General features: G+C 41.8%; 13 protein-coding genes. 6 read left to right on the forward strand and 7 right to left on the reverse strand.

The annotated features are described in order from the left end of the window. The first annotated feature begins 42 nt into the window (after nucleotides 1–42). Genes porW through uvrC form a run of 3 tightly spaced genes read left to right on the forward strand, consistent with a single transcriptional unit; the run spans nucleotide 43 to nucleotide 6886 of the window. Nucleotides 43–2829 carry a type IX secretion system periplasmic lipoprotein PorW/SprE gene (gene porW, locus AQ505_RS24380; RefSeq protein WP_062550562.1) on the forward strand — a complete coding sequence of 929 codons (2787 nt, stop codon included), beginning with the start codon at nucleotides 43–45 and terminating at the stop codon, nucleotides 2827–2829. A 2-nt stretch (nucleotides 2830–2831) separates the two neighbouring features. Then, nucleotides 2832–5054 (forward strand): transglycosylase domain-containing protein, encoded by a 2223-nt coding sequence (locus AQ505_RS24385; RefSeq protein WP_062550563.1) that lies wholly within the window; start codon nucleotides 2832–2834, stop codon nucleotides 5052–5054. A 23-nt stretch (nucleotides 5055–5077) separates the two neighbouring features. Further along, nucleotides 5078–6886 carry an excinuclease ABC subunit UvrC gene (uvrC, locus tag AQ505_RS24390; protein WP_062550564.1) on the forward strand — a complete coding sequence of 603 codons (1809 nt, stop codon included), beginning with the start codon at nucleotides 5078–5080 and terminating at the stop codon, nucleotides 6884–6886. Between the two features lie 114 nt (nucleotides 6887–7000). On the opposite strand, the gene gldN is transcribed toward uvrC, so the two are convergent. From gldN to AQ505_RS24420, 6 genes are all read right to left on the reverse strand, one after another. Next, a complete protein-coding gene (gene gldN / locus AQ505_RS24395; RefSeq protein WP_062550565.1) occupies nucleotides 7001–7885 on the reverse strand; it encodes a type IX secretion system ring protein PorN/GldN in 885 nt (294 codons plus the stop codon). Nucleotides 7886–7893: 8 nt separating this feature from the next. Next, nucleotides 7894–9399 (reverse strand): type IX secretion system motor protein PorM/GldM, encoded by a 1506-nt coding sequence (gldM, locus tag AQ505_RS24400; protein ID WP_335337979.1) that lies wholly within the window; start codon nucleotides 9397–9399, stop codon nucleotides 7894–7896. 78 nt (nucleotides 9400–9477) lie between these two features. Further along, nucleotides 9478–10287 carry a type IX secretion system motor protein PorL/GldL gene (gldL, locus tag AQ505_RS24405; protein WP_062550567.1) on the reverse strand — a complete coding sequence of 270 codons (810 nt, stop codon included), beginning with the start codon at nucleotides 10285–10287 and terminating at the stop codon, nucleotides 9478–9480. A 34-nt stretch (nucleotides 10288–10321) separates the two neighbouring features. Then, complete coding sequence (locus AQ505_RS24410; protein ID WP_062550568.1) at nucleotides 10322–11683, reverse strand: type IX secretion system lipoprotein PorK/GldK; 1362 nt, start codon at nucleotides 11681–11683, stop codon at nucleotides 10322–10324. 221 nt (nucleotides 11684–11904) lie between these two features. Beyond that, nucleotides 11905–12675, reverse strand: coding sequence for a uroporphyrinogen-III synthase (locus tag AQ505_RS24415; RefSeq protein ID WP_062550569.1), 771 nt, complete (start codon nucleotides 12673–12675; stop codon nucleotides 11905–11907). 17 nt (nucleotides 12676–12692) lie between these two features. After that, entirely contained in the window at nucleotides 12693–13676 is a 984-nt protein-coding gene (locus tag AQ505_RS24420) for a DUF4271 domain-containing protein (protein ID WP_062550570.1), read from the reverse strand. A gap of 431 nt (nucleotides 13677–14107) precedes the next feature. Between AQ505_RS24420 and hemW the strand changes: the two genes are divergently transcribed. The 3 genes from hemW to AQ505_RS24435 are packed head-to-tail and all read left to right on the forward strand — an operon-like array spanning nucleotide 14108 to nucleotide 16436. Then, nucleotides 14108–15250, forward strand: a complete 1143-nt coding sequence (gene hemW, locus AQ505_RS24425; RefSeq protein WP_082461703.1) for a radical SAM family heme chaperone HemW — start codon at nucleotides 14108–14110, stop codon at nucleotides 15248–15250. Between the two features lie 27 nt (nucleotides 15251–15277). After that, entirely contained in the window at nucleotides 15278–16063 is a 786-nt protein-coding gene (locus AQ505_RS24430; RefSeq protein ID WP_062550571.1) for an SDR family oxidoreductase, read from the forward strand. Between the two features lie 49 nt (nucleotides 16064–16112). Further along, nucleotides 16113–16436 carry a phage holin family protein gene (locus AQ505_RS24435; RefSeq protein WP_062550572.1) on the forward strand — a complete coding sequence of 108 codons (324 nt, stop codon included), beginning with the start codon at nucleotides 16113–16115 and terminating at the stop codon, nucleotides 16434–16436. Between the two features lie 163 nt (nucleotides 16437–16599). Here AQ505_RS24435 and AQ505_RS24440 read toward each other — a convergent pair whose 3' ends face one another. Next, a complete protein-coding gene (locus tag AQ505_RS24440; RefSeq protein WP_082461706.1) occupies nucleotides 16600–19761 on the reverse strand; it encodes a glycoside hydrolase family 2 TIM barrel-domain containing protein in 3162 nt (1053 codons plus the stop codon). Between the last annotated feature and the right edge of the window lie 88 nt (nucleotides 19762–19849).

Consider the following 19849-nt stretch of genomic DNA (forward strand, 5'->3'; position numbering starts at 1 on the left):
ATATATTTTGTTGTTTATAAGCTTTAACTCAACCTATCTTTTTTGGAAAATTACGCAATCAACTCTCTAAAGGTAACGCTAGTTATCTTCTCTTCCTGCCTTCTTTACGCATGCAGTACCAATAAGGATACTGCCGCGAGCAGGGCGATGCAAAACCTGACTTCCCGATATAACTATATATACAATGCCAATGTGATCCTCAGCCAGCATCAGGAGGAACTCGCAGAAAGTTATGCAGACAACTATGATGAGGTACTGCCCGTCTATATCAACCCGGAAGCCTATGATATTTATAATGACCAGGCTGGCAGCAGCATGCCAGACATGGAGGAAATCATCAAGAAGGCCCGTGTCCTCCTCCTGGAGAAAACCTATGGCAACTATCAGGACGATGCCTACCTCCTGCTCGGAAAAGCCAACTTCTATAAAGGCAACTACTTTAATGCCGAAGAGTACTTTGATTATACCGCCAAAACCTATCCTAATCTTACAAAAAGCCGTGTCCAGGCCTTAGATTGGAAAGCAAGAAGTTTAATGCAGCTGGGTAAATACAGTGAGGCGGCAAAAGTACTGGACACCTTATCCAACACAATTTCGGGCTTAAAAAGTCATAAAGCAGAACCATTAGCCACTATTGCCCAAATTTATATCCACCAGCGCATGGCCGCAGATGCGATTGAAGTATTGCAGCAGGCGATCCAGGCCGGTCCATCCAAGCCACAGCGCATCAGATGGAACTATATCCTGGCACAGCTGTATGAAAAGCAGGAAAATTATAATGAAGCTTTGCGTTATTACCGGAAAGTGGAAAAAAGTAATGCCCCTTTTGAAATGTACTTTAACGCCAACTTAAACCGTATTAAACTCACTGCCTTCCTGAGTGGCGTAACCATCAATAAACAGCAGCAGCTGATGGCGATGCTTAAAGACGATAAAAACGAGGATTACCACGATCAAATTTATTACCAGGTGGCAGAAAGTTATGCCAGAGATCAGCATTATACAGAAGCCGATAAATACTACAAACTATCGGTTCGCAACAGCACAAAAAATATGTATCAGAAAGGGCTCTCCTACCTAAAGATTGCCGATCTGAATTTCAAGCATTTTCATGATTACCTCAATGCCAAGTTATATTACGACAGTACGGCAAACACTTTACCTAAAACATATCCGGATTATGAGCAGATCGTTAAGAAAAATCAAAACCTGCAATACCTGACCGACCGTTATGAGCTGATTTCCCTGCAGGATACCTTGCAATCGCTGGCCAAGTTACCGGAAACGGAACGTTTGGCAAAACTGCGCTTAGTATTGAACCCAGTGGTTCAGCCAGAAAAAACCGCAAACATTGTGAATAACATTCCGGTAAACAATTTCCCAACCGGAAATAATGTCCGACAGAAAACACCGGTATCCAGTAATTTTTACTTCGCCAACCCCACTGCCATCAGCACCGGTTTTAACGATTTTAAAAAGAAATGGGGCAACCGTAAACTGGAACTCAACTGGCGTCAGAGCATCAAATCTTCGGCCCAGGAAACCAATCAGGACATCACTAAAAACTACGCCACTAATAATGCGGTAGTCAACCCAGACCATATCGGTCAGGCTTTACCAGATTCCGCCTCCAGAATGAAAGCATTGCTGGCCGACATTCCCAGCAGCCCGGAACTATTGGCAAAATCTAATCAGAAAATAATAGAAGCTTATTATGAGATCGCCAATTTCTACCTTCAAGAACTCAACAGCCCTAAAGAAGCTGCAGAAGTGTATGAAATTTTACTCAAACGCTTCCCTAAAAATGACCGTCTGGCCTCTATCAATTACGGCCTTTTCTTAGCCAATAAAGCCATAGATCCAACTAAAGCGGAGGTCTATAAGCAAATTGTATTGAGAGACTTTGCCAGTTCATCCTATGCAAAAACCATCCTTGATCCTTCTTTCTCGCTGAAACAATCGGAAATGGAAGTACAGGTGAACAAACAGTACAATGACCTGTTTGACACCTATGAGAAAAAGGACTTTGCGAGCGTGATCCTAAAAGTAGATGAAGTGCTGCAAAACAATCCTGATAACTATTTAGCACCGCAATTTGCCTACTTAAAGGCCATCGCCATTGGCAGAACTGCTCATGTAGACCAATTGATCACTGCTTTTGAAAAGATTAAGGCCAGCTATCCCAATGATCAGCTGATCGTGCCATTGGTAAAAGAACACCTGGGTTATATCAGTCAGCATTTAGAAGAATTCAGGAAAAGAGCCATTGCTTTAGCTGATTTTGATGCCAATGAACCAAAATTCTTTGCGCAGCAATTCCCATCTAAAGAACCAGCCAAAGTTAACGCCCAAAACACGGTTGCCCCGCAAAATCCAGTAGCCGCTCATCCTGTAAAAGAAGTGCCAGCAATAAAGGCCCCAACTGAAGAAAAACCTGCAACATCAGCCCCTGCAACGAAAGCTGAAGGAATTTTTAACACTGCTGAATCTAAATTATATTATTACGTTGTACATGTGGCTGAGGGCTCTTTAACGCTTAGTTCTTCCCGTTTTGGCATCGGTCAATTCAACCGTGGAAACTACGCAGAAAACAATCTCCGTCATCAATTGAAGGAATTTGACAATGATCAGCTTATATTTGTAGGAAACTTTGGTACTTTCGACGACGCAAAAACGTATGCCGAGGGTATAAATCCACAGTTAAAACAGATCATGAAGGTCCCTGCAAACCTGTACAAAAGCTTTATCATCAGCAAAGAAAACTTTGATAAAATCAGTAGCAAGGACCTGTTGAACAAATACCTTGAATTTTATAAAAACAACTATTAACAATGAACAAACCACTTTCGCAAGAAGACATCAGAAGGTATAATTTCAACATCTGGAAGCTCTTAATTGCAGGAATCGTTTTATTCGCTCTTTTTATCATTTCCGTTGGTTTTGGTTTGTTTGGTGAACTTCCTTCTTTCAGAGACATCGAACATCCAAAAAGCAATCAGGCCTCAGAAGTCATCACAGAAGATGGCAAAATTCTGGGCACTTATTTTGTACAAAACAGATCTAATGTCACCTACGACAAGATTTCTCCGAATGTCATCAATGCCTTAATTGCAACAGAAGACATTCGATTTAAAGAACACTCGGGAATCGACTTTAAACGTACATTCACCATTTTTCTTTATGCTATTATTGGCAAGAAACAAGGGGGAAGTACCATTACTCAGCAGCTGGCTCTGAACCTTTTTTCTGAGGAAGGAAGGCAAAAGAACTTTGCCAAGCGTATTCTGCAGAAATTCCAGGAATGGGTGATTGCAGTAAAATTAGAACGCAACTATACGAAAGAAGAAATCATCGTGATGTATTTAAACACCGTAGATTTCGGAAACCAGGCCTATGGAATTAAATCTGCGGCAAGGGTATATTTTGACACAACACCGGATAAATTAACCGTTAGTCAGGCGGCAACATTAGTAGGCATACTAAAGGGAATCACCAGATATTCTCCTACCCGTAATCCAGAACGCGCACTGGCCCGTAGAAATACCATTATGGGATTGATGGTAAAAGCGGATTTCCTAACCGAGCAGGATTATGAAAAACAAGTAGAAAAACCATTAGGACTGCGCTTCAGTGCAGCAACCGTAAATGATGGTATTGCGCCTTATTTCAGAGCAGTGGTGAAAAGTGACATCAAGAAACTCTTTCTGGAACGCTCGATCCTAAAATCAGATGGCACGCCATACGACCTGGATAGGGATGGGCTAAAAATCACCACCACCATCAACTATGAGATGCAGGTCTATGCAGAAGAGGCACAAAAAGAATACATGAAGATCCTGCAAGCCTCTTTCTACGACAGCTGGAAAGGCAAAAATCCTTTCAAAGGAAAAGAAATGCAGATTGAGCAGGGTGTTAAAAGATCCGACAGGTACAAATCTTTACAGCTGGAAGGAAAAAGCGAAGAAGAAATTAAAGCGGATTTCAATACCCCTACCCGACTGAGCATCTTCACCTGGAAAGGAAATATCGATACGCTGATGAAGCCAATCGACTCTGTAAAATACTATAAGTTGCTATTGAGAAATGCCATGATGGCGATGGACCCGCAATCGGGATATGTGAAAGCATGGGTTGGCGGCATCAATTATGAGCATTTTAAATATGATCAGGTAAAGATGGGAACCAGACAAGTGGGTTCTACAGCTAAACCTTTCACGTATGCAGTAGCGATTGAAAACGGATATTCTCCATGTTTCAGCGTATTGAATGAACCGGTAACCATTGAAACTCCGGGCAGTCCACCATGGACACCAAGATCTTCAGGAACCGTTCCGGGATACCTGACTTTACAAAAAGCACTGGCATTATCGCAGAATTATATTGCGGCTTACCTGATGAAACAAGTAGGTCCGGTGGCCGTAGCTACTTTGGCTAAGAAAATGGGAATTACTTCTGAAGTACCTGCCTCTCCTTCTATTGCTTTAGGCTCTTTTGATGCCTCAGTATATGATATGACGGGTGCTTACAGTGTATTTGCCAATAAAGGCATTTGGAAAAAACCAACTTACATCTTAAAAATACAAGATAAAAATGGCGTTGTGCTTTACAATGACACTCCGATTCCAGTGCCTGCACTGAATGAAGAAGTAGCCTATGTGATGACCAGAATGCTGCGTGGTGTAATTACCAACGGAACAGGATGGAGCTTAACCGGTAAATATGGCGTAAATGGACCTATCGGTGGAAAAACCGGTACGACGAATGCCAACTCCGATGGTTGGTTTATGGCCATTACACCACAGCTGACCGCAGGTGTATGGACAGGTTGTGAAGACCGTGCCTTCCACTTTATCAGTACCAGACAGGGTTCTGGTGCAGTGACTGCATTGCCGATTTACGCTGGTTTTATGAAACGTGTATACGCCAGTAAGACCCTGAATATAAGCAAAGCTGATTTTGAACCGCCGAAAAATGGAACCACCATTACCTTCGACTGTAACCAATACCAGCAGCAGGAACAACCGACAGAACTTGACGAAAAGCTAGGTTTCTAGCTTTTCATTAAAAAGCGATTTTCATGAGTACTTTTGAGTATAAAAAAGTATTGGCCGACATTCCCCATAAACCTGGTGTATACCAGTATTGGGATGCGGAGGATACTTTAATATATATCGGCAAAGCCAAAGACCTGAGAAACCGGGTGGGTTCCTATTTTATTCAGGACAAGCAGCTGAATGGGAAAACCCGCGTGCTGGTCTCTAAAATCAGGACAATCACCTTCACCATTGTAGATACCGAGATTGATGCCTGGCTGCTGGAAAACAGCCTGATCAAAAAGCACCAGCCGAGGTACAATATCATGCTGAAGGATGATAAAACCTATCCCTGGATCATCATCAAGAAAGAACCTTTTCCGAGGGTATTCTGGACGCGAAATATGGTGAAAGATGGTTCCACCTATTTTGGACCTTATGCCTCTGTAGGCATGATGCATACCATTCTGGACGTCATCAAGGAAACCTACAGCCTGCGAACCTGTAATTTACCCTTAACCGAGAAGAACATCCATGAGGGCAAGTTCAAAGTCTGCCTGGAATACCAGATCGGCAACTGTAAAGGACCTTGTCAGGCTTACCAGGAAGCTGCAGATTACGATAGGAATATTGAAGAAATTAAAGACATTCTGAACGGAAAAATCGGTAGCGTGATCAAAGAGGTGAAGCAGATTGTCAAAGAGGCAGCTGCAGACCTGAACTTTGAGTTGGCCCATCAATATCAGAAGAAACTGGTGGTGCTCGAGAAATACCAAAGCAAATCTACTGTAGTGAGCAGCTCTATCACCAATATTGATGTGGTGAGCATTGCTTCCGATGAACGTTATGCCTTTGTGAATTACCTGAAAGTCATGAATGGCAGTATCATTCAGACGCAGACTATAGAGATTAAAAAGAAACTGGATGAAACTGATGAGGAGCTATTGACGCTCGCCATTACGGAATTCCGCACCAAGTTCAACAGTACCTCCAAAGAGATCGTGATTCCTTTTGAAATCGCATTAGAGGATAAAAATATCAAGTTTACGGTTCCTAAACTAGGGGAAAAGAAAAGTCTGCTGGAGCTCTCTCAGAAAAACGTACTGTTTTTCAAAAAAGAGAAGCTGAACCAGTATGAAAAGCTGAACCCGGATTTGAGAACAGACCGAATTTTAACACAGCTGCAAAAGGATCTTGGATTGAGCGAACTGCCTAAACATATTGAATGTTTTGACAACTCCAACTTCCAGGGAGCCTATCCGGTATCGGCAATTGTGGTATTTAAAGATGCAAAACCTTCGAAAAAAGACTACCGCCATTTCAATGTGAAAACCGTGGAAGGTCCCAACGACTTTGCAACCATGGAAGAAGCGGTTTACAGGCGATATAAGCGCATGTTAGAAGAAGAAGGTACATTGCCTCAATTGATCATCATTGACGGTGGTAAAGGCCAGCTATCCTCTGCGGTAAGTAGCTTGAAAAAGCTGGGTATAGAACATAAGGTAGCAATAGTCGGTATTGCCAAGAGATTAGAAGAATTGTTCTTCCCTAACGATCCTTACCCTTTGTACCTGGACAAGAAATCGGAAAGCCTGAAACTGATCCAGCAGCTCCGCGATGAGGCGCATAGGTTTGGCATTACCTTCCACCGCAAGAAACGCGATCAGGGCACGTTAAAAACTGAATTGGAGGCAATAGAAGGCATTGGAAAGACAACTGCCGACAAGCTCCTTCGTCACTTTAAATCGGTTAAAAAGATCAGGGAGGCAGACCTGATGGAATTGCAGAAAGTCCTGAATAAAGCACAGGTACTGGCTTTAACCAATTATTTCAAGAAACCTCCCGCCGCTTAAACTAATTTGAATTCGCTCCGATCAACGGGAAAGCCTAAAAATATTGCTGTAAAAAGGCATAAAAAAATCCGGTCTTTTGATAAAGACCGGATTTTCTGTTTTAAACGGGGTGGATTAATATTCCCAAAGACTCTGTTCAAAGTCTGCAATGGATTTCTTAATCTTCTCCGATTCGTATAATTTTCTTGGATCTTTGATGTCGGTTAAGCCCAGCATGTCCACAATCGTTTTATTTCCAGGATTTGTTTCTTTCACTACATAACTCGAGAATAAACGTCTCACAAAGAAATCATCGAAAGTCAATACCGAAGCATCATTCCCAGGATTCATAAGTTTCTTCTTCGTCAGCAGTTCTCTTACGTCATCATAATAGATCCAGAAAACCGGCTGCCAGTTTCCTTCTACCATTTTCATAGGGGCAATCCCTACAATTCTAGGTTCAAAAACTGAACGCTTCGTATCTAAAATCCAATCTTCTTTAATCCTGTATTTCAGGAATTCATCAGGTCTGAATCTTTTCAAAGTTGGTGCTGCGATCTTGCCGCTTGTTGCATCAGGTGTCCCTTCTGTAACACCACGCATATTTTGCAGGGCCTCCTGTGTGGTCAATGCAATTTTGAAAGAATCATTGTCTTCCAGCAATTTCCCGGCAGTCGTATCTTTCGGAGAATAAGCTGTCAATTCTTCATTGGTGATCGCTTCTAACAGCACATCGATCAATCTTGCATTTTCTGCTTTCAATACCGAGTTAATGGTATCTCTTAAATCGATCTCGCGCCAAATTCTTTTAGAATAAAACACATCCTCTTCTCTTACATCGGCGAAAGGAACCATCACAGCACTATCAACGTCTTTTCTTGCGGAAAAGCCATCTTTAGGAGGTGTTTTTATCTTCGCTTTCTTTACTGTCGCCTTCGCAGTATCAGGGCTTTTTACCACCTGTGCTGATACTGTTAATCCGAATAACAATAATGCCGAAATACTTACAATGTTTTTCATAATCAATCCTATTTTGCACTAAATGTGATGCCATCTAACACGCGCTGACGGCCATCCGGGCCTTCACACACAATGTCTTTGAACACTACTGTGGCTCCTGGTTTTATGGAATTTAAAGCTCCTTTTACCTGACCACTAAATCCTGCACCACTATTTTGTATTGTTACCGCATCAGATCTAGGGTTGATAAATGTAGCCGCAAATCTGATTACTTTATATTTTACATCGAAAACGAAATCATCCAGCTGTGTATCCAATAGGCCGGCATTTTCCAGCCACTCCAGGTCTACACTGCCACCAGATTTTCCTTTTACTAAAGCTTTAGGCGTTGGTAATGCTTTCACGCGGAATTTCTGAGATCCCAGGTTTAAAGTTTTACCGCCTGAGCTTGCTGAAACGTTGATGTTCAATTCTTTCCCTACCTGAGCACCGCTTACATTCACTGTAAATTTGCCACTGCCGCCAGAGATCGTACCACCGTCCATGCTCGCCTTCACACTTTCCAATGGAAAGCCTGCTGCAGAAACAGAGAATGGATTCGGGATGCCGGCATAAATTACGTTCATTTTATCAGGAGATACCGTTGCGGAAGGCTTAGCTACCTGATAAGATTGCTCAGGAGTTCTATATTCTACGACTTTACCGTCTGTTTGTTTGACGCGGATTGTACCCGACCATTTGAACACACCTACGCTACCAGTGCTGCCGGTATAAGTTCCTTTACCATCTTTTACAGAGAGTGGGCTGGAGTTTACGGAGATTTCAGGCATAGACCTGGAATCGCTCGCCGTTAAAAACACCTGTGCGGTATAGGGCTGTCCCTGGATCACGTAAGAACTTGGCGCTACTGCAACCGCGTCGAACTGATCTAAATTGACCAATGCCTTGTCCATATCTCCGAACAATTTCTTCACCACTTCTGCTTCGGCATTTTTCACATCCGACTGTATTTTAGTCAGGATGGTGTTGGCCGCGGTTAATGGTGTACCCTCACCGAAGTTAATATCGGCCCAGTTTTTCTTTCCATTGATAGCTTTCTCTGCATTTTTAGCTTCCAATGAGAAGGTTACATGTGCACGGTCTTTCTCTGGCAATAAAGAGATTAACTTTTCACGGGTTTCATTGATTTTCTTTTGCAGTTCATCCCCTTTTTTCTGGTTGATCATAATGCCCTGAGCGATATCCAGATTGGAGCGCTCCGTTAAATCGCCAGTTTCCGGGTCAATTCCTTTGCCTTCTACTACAAACTGATCTTTCAATTTCTGAACGTAATCGTTTAGTTCGTTGGCATAAGCTTTTGCTTTATTGGCATTCTCCCAGATGGGCTGTGCCCTTGCAGGTTCCTCTTTAAGTTTTGTATTTTGAAATGCTGCGAACAATTGGTCGATGCTGCTGCTGACATTATTTTTTGACGTCTGCAAACTGTCATTGATGTTCTTAAAAGCATTCAATATCGTATCTGATACGTTCAAGGCAAGCATAGCTAACAATACCAAATACATGATATTGATCATCTTCTGCCTCGTTGTTTGTTTTCCTCCGGCCATTCTTAATTCAGTCTGATGATGAAATGATCACTAATTAAATACGGATTAAACACGTGGCTGATTCATTGCCGATAACATGTTACCATAGATTGCATTTAAAGAACCTAAGTTCTTAGCCAGTTTCCCAACTTCGTCCTTAAATTGTTTAGAATCTTCCATAGAACCACTAAAGTTATCCATCGTCAAAGCGATGTTTTGATAGAATTTGTTCATTGATTTCAGGTGGGCACTGGAATCCTGCAATTCCAATTCATAAACTGCGTTCAGGGAAGCCAGGTTCTTAGCCAGGGCATTCACTTGTTCGTGGTATGATTTAGAAGCACCGGCACTTTCGCCGATTTCCACCAATTGAGTTGTTGCTTTAGAGAAAGCGCCATTCAAGGAGTCAAAGCTTGCTGAAGCCGTTTTAATTTTTCCTGCAAATTCTGTGGTTGCAGCAGAAGCATCAGCTACATTAGAGATCGCGGCTACTTTATCACCGAAAGTACGCAGGCCATTGCCCAGGCTTTCGATCAGTTCAGGACCTACTTTTGCATCTGACAGCATTTTATCCAATGCTGCAGTAGAAGAGAATGCCGCTGGCTGTGCCGTTACTCTTGAAGAGGCTTTTGGCAATTCACCATCATAATCATCTCTTAATTCAGGATATACTCTTTCCCATGCTGGTTCTGGCTCTGGCTGGATGAATCCGGTTAAAGCAAATAAGATGGCTTCTACCCCTAATCCAATTCCGATCATGTAATTACCCCATACGCCTCCAAGGTGAAGAATTTTAAAAAGCGCGCCAAGAATAACTACGCTGGCGCCTAGCGATATAGCCAGGTGCATTTTATCGAATTTACGTTTTGCTACCATTTTTTTAGGATGAATTGGTATATGATTAAGATTGTTAATTTTTATTTCTGATATCTGATCCCGGATAGGCGGAAATACACCTGAATCCGATATAAGATCTCGCCTGATCCTGATATTCATAGGTACCTACGGAATTCTGAAGGAAAAATCCGATGTCTTTCCAGGAGCCTCCTCTAACCACTTTGCGTTTCAGGTATTTGCTGTCTGTAGCTTTTGCAACGTAAGTAAAGTTCGGGTTAAAATCGAGCAGTAAAGGAGCTGCCGACTGATTATAGGCGGTAACGGTCCATTCCGCAACGTTTCCAGCCATATTGTAAAGGCCATAATCGTTCGGGAAATAAGATTTCACGTTTACGGTATATAAACCGCCGTCATCTGAATAATTTCCACGTCCAACTTTAAAATTAGCCTGCATACATCCTTTGGTATTGCGGATATAAGGACCGCCCCAAGGGTATTTTGTTTTCACATTACCACCTCTTGCTGCATATTCAAATTGTGCATCACTAGGCAATTGGTATTCTGGTCTTGAATTCAGCGGTTGTTTTCTTGCAACAGCCACAGATTCATAGAAACGGGTACGCCATACACAAAATGCAGTGGCCTGTTCCCAGCTCACCCCTACTACCGGATAATCATCATAAGAAGGGTGGTTAAAATAAGTTTTCACCATTGGATCATTCTGAGAATAAGAATAATCTACTTTCCAAACCAGGGTATCCGGATATACATTTACGGAAGGAAACTGGTTTGATTTATCAGGATCAGGAAGATCGGTATAAGTAACAATGAAATCCTGTCTTTTTTTCGTTGGATCTTTACGGCCTTCGGCTTCTAGATCGGTACTTTTATAGCTATAAGCATATCTCAGCTTTCTCACATCAATTTCAGTTCTGCCGGGTAAAGCATCTGCACCGCTATAATACATATCAGTTAATTTGGCGCCAAATCCACCATTTTTGCGGCTCCACAACAGAGAACCATTGCCCACTTTTTTCCAGTCGATGTAACGATCAGAGGCAGAAGTAGGGCCGGCATTTGCAGGAACAGGTTTATAAAAGTTAGCGGCAACAGTTGGCCCCAGTGTCGTCACCGCCACAGAATCCCTTACCCAGTTCACGAACTGTCGGTATTCTGCATTGGAAATCTCGGTTTGGTCCATAAAGAACGCGCTAAAAGAAGTCATACGACTCGGAGAGGTCTGAGAGTTGTTGATGTCTTCGTCAGACATCCCAATCAAGGTCCTTCCTGGTGGTACGTACACCATACCCAAAGGCACCCGGTTGTTTTTAAACTTCTTATTGTATACCCCTACTAACTCCCCCTGACCGCCTTTTCCGCAGCTGGCTAGAAGTATTGTGGCTATAAATCCCAAAAAGTAGATGTTTCTCCTCATATATTCCCGCAATTTTATAGCAATTTTATATATTAAGATTCACATTAACAACTATTAAGCCATAAAAATACGAGGAAAGATAATAATGAACAGAGAATTCCGTTCATTCGGACACAGCAATTAGCTGTCAGAAAGTACTTTCTACTTGAAATTAAATAGTAGTAACCCTCAAAAAAAAGTTAGCCTAAATTGCGCTGGAGCGTACAATTTAGGCTGTATGACTATTTATTAGACTTTTTGATGTAATTTTCGATGGCCATAATCATAGATGGAGCTTCTGGTGAAGGAGCTGCAATATCAACGATTAAACCGGCATCACTGATGGCTTTATGGGTGTTTAAACCGAATGCTGCAAAGCGGGTATTGTTCTGTTTATAATCCGGAAAATTGGTAAATAAAGACTGAATACTGGACGGACTAAAGAATCCGATTACATCATAGAATACTTCAGCAAGATCGGAAAGATCAGATACCACTGTTCTGAACAATACCGCCGGGGTAAAGTCATAACCATTCTTCTGTAAGAAGTTCATGGTGTCTTCAGTAGCCATATCAGAACATGGGTACAGGAATTTATCATTCGAGTGTTTCTTCAATACTTCCGCTAAATCTGCTGCAGTTTGCTTACCGAAGAAGATTTTACGTTTTCTGTACTGAATATATTTTTGGAGGTACAAAGCGGTAGATTCTGAAATACAGAAATATTTCAAGTCAGCAGGCACGTCGTATCTCATTTCTTCACAAATTCTGAAAAAATGGTCAACAGCATTTCTGCTGGTAAACACTACTGCAGTAAAATCACTCAGGGTGATTTTGTCTTTTCTGAAATCTCTGGCTGGAATTCCTTCAACATGAATGAATGATCTAAAATCAATTTTCAGGTTGTACTTCTTTGCCAAATCAAAATAAGGAGACTTCTCTGTTTCCGGTTTTGGTAAGGTGATCAGTATACTTTTCACTTTACGTAACCTATCTTCTGTCTTTTCTTGCATTTTACCTAATTACCGCTTTAAAATCCTATTGCCTTGATTAATATTAATATAGGGCAAATTTCGAGGGCACAAAAATACAAAAACAAATACACTTTAGAAAATCTATAGTGAGATAAAATATTTATCCCTGCCCTAATAAACTGAAAAATAAAGATAATTGCGAGAAGTACAAAAGAAGCTACCACGTAGTAAGCTCCATACCTTAAAGGAGATAAGGCAAACGCAATTACTAGGGGAATGAAAACTAAAGAAAGATTAAAGTAACTCAAATATAATATGGAAACATATTCATTTACGGCTTTTTGCACCTCAAAAAGATAGCCTAAAAGACGTAAAATGAGAATTTTCACAACGTATAAAACGATAATCAGGATAGAAATACTAGCATAAAACTGAAAACCACTGCTGACAAAAGCGAGGTGATAATACTGTGAAACCAGGTAAAAAAACATGCCTAATGTAAATCCGAACTGTACGAACAGGAGAAGAAAAGGCCATGAAGTAAACAAATTATCTTCCCTATTCAGGTTATTGAGTACCCTATTACTAAAGAAAGACTGGACAATACTTTGCAATTGTTTGGAGAAAGAAATTTTTAAAGCGGCGAATATGGCAAGTAAAAAGACAATAACAGCGAGTACCCAGCGCTCCCCTTTAGGCAGTGCTTTGCCGGTACGGAAGGCGGAAACCTGCTTCGCATCTCCAATTTCCTGGTAACGGTGGAGCAGGTCGGTATGGCCGGTCGTATGCGCTTTCACAATGCTGTCGATAATGATGTTTTTATCGATCAGGGAATCGGGCAGCAGCCAAGTATGGGTCATGATCGAATCGGTCACGAATTTCTGTCTGGTTAGGTAAGCCGCATCCTTTACAATTCTCCTTGGATAAGCCGTTCTGACCTGCAGCGTATCCACAGCAATATCAGCTGTCTGGGCATAACCATTGGAAAAGCCAGTCATACAAAAAAAGAACAGCAGCAGAAGGATGCGATTTAAATTCATTGCCGCAAATTTAGCTTAAATATGCATTAGTTTTCCAACGGTTTTCAGATCCTGTTAGAGGGGCAAAGATTTCAGCTTTCATCAGGGAGTAAATGGCCTTAAAAATAACCGCAACATTTAAAATTTTATTGTGGTGATAGTGGTCGGGTAGTGTTCGGGAAGAGATCGGCCTTATAATAGGGTTCAAAGGGGGTTCAGTTAGGGTTCGGTTGGGGTTGCCTTAGTCTCCGCTATCCAAACCCTAACTGAACCCCCTCCTGAGGCTATAGAAATGCAGGTCTCTTTTCGACCACTTTATACCCTCTTTAAGCGTCCTTTTTAGCTAAGAAATCGTATTGAAAATAACTGCCGTATTTCTTCAGCATCCGGACCAGCCCCAATTTCATCTAAGTGGAAAAAGGATATCTTATTTTTATACCTACTTTTGTCGGATGTCTGGTATTTACATCCATATTCCATTTTGCAAAAAGGCCTGTACTTATTGCGATTTCCATTTCAGCACCTCCTTAAAATACGTTGATGAGATGACTGATGCGATTTGCACAGAAATCATCAAGAAAAAGGACCGGGTTGCTGAGCATCAGATTGGCAGTATTTACTTTGGCGGAGGCACACCTTCGGTACTCCCTGCCGCAGCATTTGAAAAGATTTTCAATACGCTGACCAAGCATTTTTCCATCGCTTCCGATGCGGAAATTACTATTGAAGCCAATCCCGATGATCTGGACGCTAAAAAAATCAAAGAACTGAGGCAATTGCCAGTCAACCGTTTCAGTATTGGCATCCAGTCTTTCTTTGAAGAAGACCTGATCTGGATGAACCGTGCGCACAATGCACAGGAAGCGGAAGATTGTATCAAAAGAAGTCAGGATGCCGGATTTGAGAATTTAAGTATTGATTTGATTTACGGGTATCCGCTATTGACTGATCAAAAATGGCTGAGTAACATCAACAAAGCGATCGAGTTTCAAACGCCTCATATTTCTGCTTATTCTTTAACTGTAGAGCCAAGGACAGCATTAGCCAGCGCTATTAAAAGAGGCAAACAAACTCCGGTAAATGAAGAACAGAGCGCAGAGCAGTTCATTACACTGATAGATAAGCTAAAAGAAGGTGGTTTTGAGCACTATGAAATTTCAAATTTCAGCAAGCCTGGTCAGTATGCTGTTCACAATACCAATTACTGGCGCGGCATTCCATATATGGGCATCGGCCCTTCTGCACATGGCTTTGATGGCCATACGCGTTACCTGAATGTGGCCAATAATGCGGCTTATTTAAGTGATATCCGAGAAGGCCGTTTGCCGGAAACAATCGAGACGCTAGATTTGTACGACCGTTTTAATGAGTACATCATGACGTCCTTACGCACCATGTGGGGTACTAGTCTGGATAAAATAAATTCCGATTTCGGCAAGGCATTCCAGACGGATACCCTTAAAAGCATCAAACCATTTATCGAACGACAATGGCTGATCCATGAAAACAACCATTTAACTTTAACCTTAGATGGAAAGCTATTTGCAGATCATATTGCTTCGGAATTGTTTTTAATTCCGGAAGATCACCGTTAACATTAGAGAATAAACGTCATAACAGAAATGAAAGATAAAGTGATATGGATCACCGGAGCCTCATCCGGCATAGGAGAAGCATTGGTTTATGCGTATAGCCAGCTGGGCGCTAAACTGATCATTTCTTCCCGCAACCGCGATGAATTGTTCCGCGTGAAAAGTGGCTGTCAAAATAAAATCAATGTTCATGTATTGTCGCTCGACCTGGAAAACACTGCTGGTCTGGCTGATAAAGCCACAGAAGCCATCCGCATTTTCGGCAAGATTGATCTGTTGATCAATAGTGGCGGGATTAGTCAGCGGGGATTGGCTTTAGCAACCGACCTGGCTGTAGAACAGCGCCTGATGAAAGTGAACTTCTGGGGTACAGTAGCGCTGAGCAAGGCGGTATTGCCGGTGATGCTTGCAAATGGCGGGGGTCATATTGTTTGTATCAGCAGTTTAGTGGGCAAGTTTGGCACGCCGCTTCGCTCTGCGTATTCGGCTTCAAAACATGCTTTACATGGCTATTTTGACTCTTTAAGAGCTGAATTATGCGATCAGGGAATTCACATTACCCTGGTATGCCCAGGTTTCATCAAGACCAATGTGACGCTAAACGCGTTAACCGCTTCGGGCAGTCCTCAGGGCACAATGGACGAAGCACAGGCTGCAGGTATGCTGCCGGAAACCTGTGCTCAGCTAATTGTAAACGCCGTTAAATTAAAAAAGGAAGAAGTCTATATCGGAGGAAAAGAGGTCAAAGGAGTTTGGCTGAAGCGATTCTTCCCCCTAAAATTCTCTAAATATATCAGAACGGCTAAAGTGACCTAATCAATTTTTGGATTGATTTTTGACCCATTGAGCATTCAAATCTAAAGCTATGAATTTCATCATCACTCTCTTAGTCAATGCCGGTATTTTACTGGGGATGACCTACGTTCTGCCTAGCGTAAGAATAAAAAATTATGGAACGGCAATCGTTGTTGCCTTAGTGATCGGCTTACTAAATGCAACGTTAGGCTGGTTATTAAGGGTCCCACTGAATGTGGTTACTTTAGGATTCTTATCCTTCTTTGTTCATTTAATCGTAACAGCTGTGATGATCAAATTAGCAGACAAGTTATTTGATGATTTCGAAATCGCTGGCTTTTTACCTGCAGTAATCATCGCTTTAGTGATGGCTGTTGTTGGCATGATGCTTTAAAATCAGCTTTAGAAAAAGGCAGCCCTCGACCTCAGGCGCAAACGTTTGCGCAAATATTTTTTAATAGACTAGAAAACATCCGGTTATAAAACAAAACCGCATAAAAAAGCGACCTTTCGAATACCCATACGAAAGGCCGCTTTTTAATTATTGCCAGCGGTGCTTATTTAATTGGTTTGATCCAATACGAGTATTCATGTGCTGCAAAAGGAACTCTGTATTCCTTTAACGGCATAGATCCCCAGCTGTCAATTCCTTGTAAACCACTCTGAATCAAGTCTAGGTGCATATAAATGCGATCTCTCTTTACCAATTCTCCTGAATGGTATTGTTTCTTATTCACTTCAGGATCTAAATCATCCAGGCTATAAGGCAGTGCCGAGAAATTCAACAGGCGATCTGCCATACCGAAGCTCAATCCATTTCCTTTTTTATCTGTAAAATTCACCCAGCGTACTTCCGTTTTATTTCCGCTTTCCTGAGGACGTGCGTAAGGGAAGTACTGCTCATCTAATGTTTGATGGTATAGGCCAACAAAAGAAGCGGTTTTACGATCTGAATAGTTTTCACCTGGGCCACGGCCATAATAACTGATCTTGTTTAATCCGCCATTTAATTGCAGATCATTACCGATACGCTGCATTAAAGCATACTTACCTTTATTCGCAGTAAAGCGATTGTTTACCTTTAAAATACCGTCAGCTCTGATGGTAATGGTTTGTTCAACGGTTGCATCACCATTCACGACCTCTTTCTTAAATACCACAGTTACTTCTCCTGAAGGGGCAGTCGTTACGTCTGCAGTACTCACTTTTCCTTCTGCATAAGCAGATCTCCATTTTCTGAGGCTACTATTGAAACCAGCACCGATATCATTGTCGGTTGGTGCACGCCAGAAACCTGGCTGAGGGCCTTCCGCTAACAATTGTACACCCTTTACCGTGTAACCAGTCATTAATCCTTTGTCAAGGTCTAGCGTTACGGTAAAGTCTTTTCCTTTAACCAGAGTTTTTCCCGCTGCCTTTTCTACAGTTAGTTTACCCGCAGCTGCTGCAGTTGGCTGCGACCATGCTGGTGTACCATTCCATGCAAACTGTTCGGTTGCAATGGTATAATTTAATGGAAGGAAAGGTTCCGCTGTTTTTAAATCATAATATACATTCAGGAAGTATTCTGATCCTGCTTTAGCTTTAGTCTTAATTGGCAGGCTCAGTTCTTTTTCTGTTCTTGGATCGATGCTAAGGACGTTCTGACTTCCTTTTTCAACGATCTTGCCATTCTCTAACAGCTCCCAGTTTAACTTCACATTCTCCAATCCTTTGAAGAAATAAGAGTTGTTTACGGTGATGCTGTTGTGGCCATTGTATTTGGTTTTAATGTATTGGTATACCTTTTTCACCTCTACTGCCATTGGAGTCATGCCACGATGATTCGTCACCACACCTTTAACACTAAAGTTATTGTCACTAAAATTTTCATTTACCGGGCCGCTTAAAGGGAAATCACCACCATAAGCATTGATGCGTTTACCATTTTTAACGGTATCAATAGCCTGATCGATCCATTCCCAGATGTATCCACCTTGTAAATTCGGCTGACTTTCAATCACATCCCAGTATTCTTTAAAGTTACCAAGGCTGTTTCCCATGATGTGTGCAAATTCGCTCATGATCAAAGCACGGTCAGGCTTGCTGTTCGCATAGCTTTTCAACCAGTTTGGATCTGGATACTGAGGCACAATCATGTCTGTATTGAAATCTTCTTCTGCGCGTTCGTATTGTACCGGACGCCCGTCATTTGCTTTCAGCCAGTCGTAACCTTCATAGAAGTTTCTTCCATTACCGGCTTCATTTCCTAATGACCAGGTGATCACCGATGAATGGTTTTTATCGCGCTCATACATTCTTTTGATACGCTCCAAATGCGGCATTCTCCATTCTTTATCATTTCCAAGCGTATAAGCAAGGTCATAATAACGACCATGGGATTCAATGTTTGCCTCATCAATTACATACAGTCCGTATTCATCGCAAAGCTCCATCCAATAAGGATCTGGTGGATAATGAGAGTGTCTTACGGAGTTCACATTCAATTTTTTCATCATTTCCATATCCTTCAGCATGTCTGCTTTAGTTAAGGTATGACCTTGTGTGGCATTGTGCTCATGACGATTTACTCCTTTAAAGAACACTCTTTTTCCATTCACCAGGAAGTTGTTATTGACTAGCTCTACTGTACGGAAACCGATTCTTTGCGGAATCACTTCCAGCACCTCTCCTTTTTTATTTTTCAGGGTGATGAATAAGGTATATAGGTTTGGTGTTTCAGCAGTCCACGCGGCAACATTTGGAATTTCCGTTTGCAGCTTCACATTGGCTTTATAGTTACCAATTACCTTGTTTACACCTTTTGTTTCATCCGTATATACGGTTTTACCTTTTGGATCTACCAGTTCTAAAGCTACTGAAAAGGTATCAGGAGTGCTGTGCAGCGTTCCTCTTTCGATTTTGTAGTTGTTGATTTCGGCATCAAAAGAAAGTAATCCGTTTTTGAAGGTTTTATCTAAAGTAGCGATGGTTTTAAAATCTCTGACATCTACTTTTGGCGTAGAATAGAGGTACACATCACGCTCGATTCCAGATATTCTCCACATGTCCTGGCATTCCAGGTAACTGCCATCACTCCAGCGGTATACTTGTAAAGCCACCAAATTTTCTCCTTTTTTCAGGTATTTAGTGATGTCAAATTCCGCAGCAAGCTTACTGTCTTCGCTATACCCTACTTTCTTACCATTCACCCAGATGTAAAATGCTGATTTTACCGCCCCAAGGTGGATAAAAGTCTGACGGCCATCCCAGTTCTCTGGAAGTGTAAACTTCTTTCTGTAGGAACCTACCGGATTATTATCCTCAGGAATGTCGAATGGCGGGTTTAAACGCTCTCCCATTACTTTGCGGCCAGTAAATTCGTAAGGATGATTTACATAAATCGGCAAGCCATAACCATTGGTTTCCCAGTTTGCAGGGACTTTAAAATTATCCCATTTAGTATCGTCGAAAGTAGTTTTAAAAAATTCTTGTGGACGCTGACGCGGGTCTTGAACCCAGTTAAATTTCCATTGTCCATTTAGTGTTAAGAAGTAATTAGACTTCTCCTTTTCACGCTTTGCCGCCAATGCTTTGCTTTCATAAGCAAATGCCGAAGCACGCATAGGCATCCTGTTTACAGCAACCACTTCTGGAGTTTGCAGCTCCGTTGGTAATTGCTGGCTCATTACTGCCGAAGAGGCCAATAACAAGGATAGTGTGGTAAAAATTGTTCTCATTTATGTGTTTAGATTGTATTGCTAAGACTAACGTAATTATATTTTAGCGAATAAGGCCTCAAATGGGCAACGCAAACGTTTGACTGGT

The sequence above is a fragment of the Pedobacter sp. PACM 27299 genome, assembly GCF_001412655.1.
Classification (GTDB): domain Bacteria; phylum Bacteroidota; class Bacteroidia; order Sphingobacteriales; family Sphingobacteriaceae; genus Pedobacter.

Bases quoted from the DNA above. Each gene is read 5' to 3' on its own strand.
- AQ505_RS24385 (WP_062550563.1), top strand. From the start codon at position 2,832: ATGAACAAACCACTTTCGCAAGAAGACATCAGAAGGTATAATTTCAAC.
- uvrC (WP_062550564.1), top strand. From the start codon at position 5,078: ATGAGTACTTTTGAGTATAAAAAAGTATTGGCCGACATTCCCCATAAA.
- gldN (WP_062550565.1), bottom strand. From the start codon at position 7,885: ATGAAAAACATTGTAAGTATTTCGGCATTATTGTTATTCGGATTAACA.
- gldM (WP_335337979.1), bottom strand. From the start codon at position 9,399: ATGATCAATATCATGTATTTGGTATTGTTAGCTATGCTTGCCTTGAAC.
- gldL (WP_062550567.1), bottom strand. From the start codon at position 10,287: ATGGTAGCAAAACGTAAATTCGATAAAATGCACCTGGCTATATCGCTA.
- AQ505_RS24410 (WP_062550568.1), bottom strand. From the start codon at position 11,683: ATGAGGAGAAACATCTACTTTTTGGGATTTATAGCCACAATACTTCTA.
- AQ505_RS24415 (WP_062550569.1), bottom strand. From the start codon at position 12,675: ATGCAAGAAAAGACAGAAGATAGGTTACGTAAAGTGAAAAGTATACTG.
- AQ505_RS24420 (WP_062550570.1), bottom strand. From the start codon at position 13,676: ATGAATTTAAATCGCATCCTTCTGCTGCTGTTCTTTTTTTGTATGACT.
- hemW (WP_082461703.1), top strand. From the start codon at position 14,108: ATGTCTGGTATTTACATCCATATTCCATTTTGCAAAAAGGCCTGTACT.
- AQ505_RS24430 (WP_062550571.1), top strand. From the start codon at position 15,278: ATGAAAGATAAAGTGATATGGATCACCGGAGCCTCATCCGGCATAGGA.
- AQ505_RS24435 (WP_062550572.1), top strand. From the start codon at position 16,113: ATGAATTTCATCATCACTCTCTTAGTCAATGCCGGTATTTTACTGGGG.
- AQ505_RS24440 (WP_082461706.1), bottom strand. From the start codon at position 19,761: ATGAGAACAATTTTTACCACACTATCCTTGTTATTGGCCTCTTCGGCA.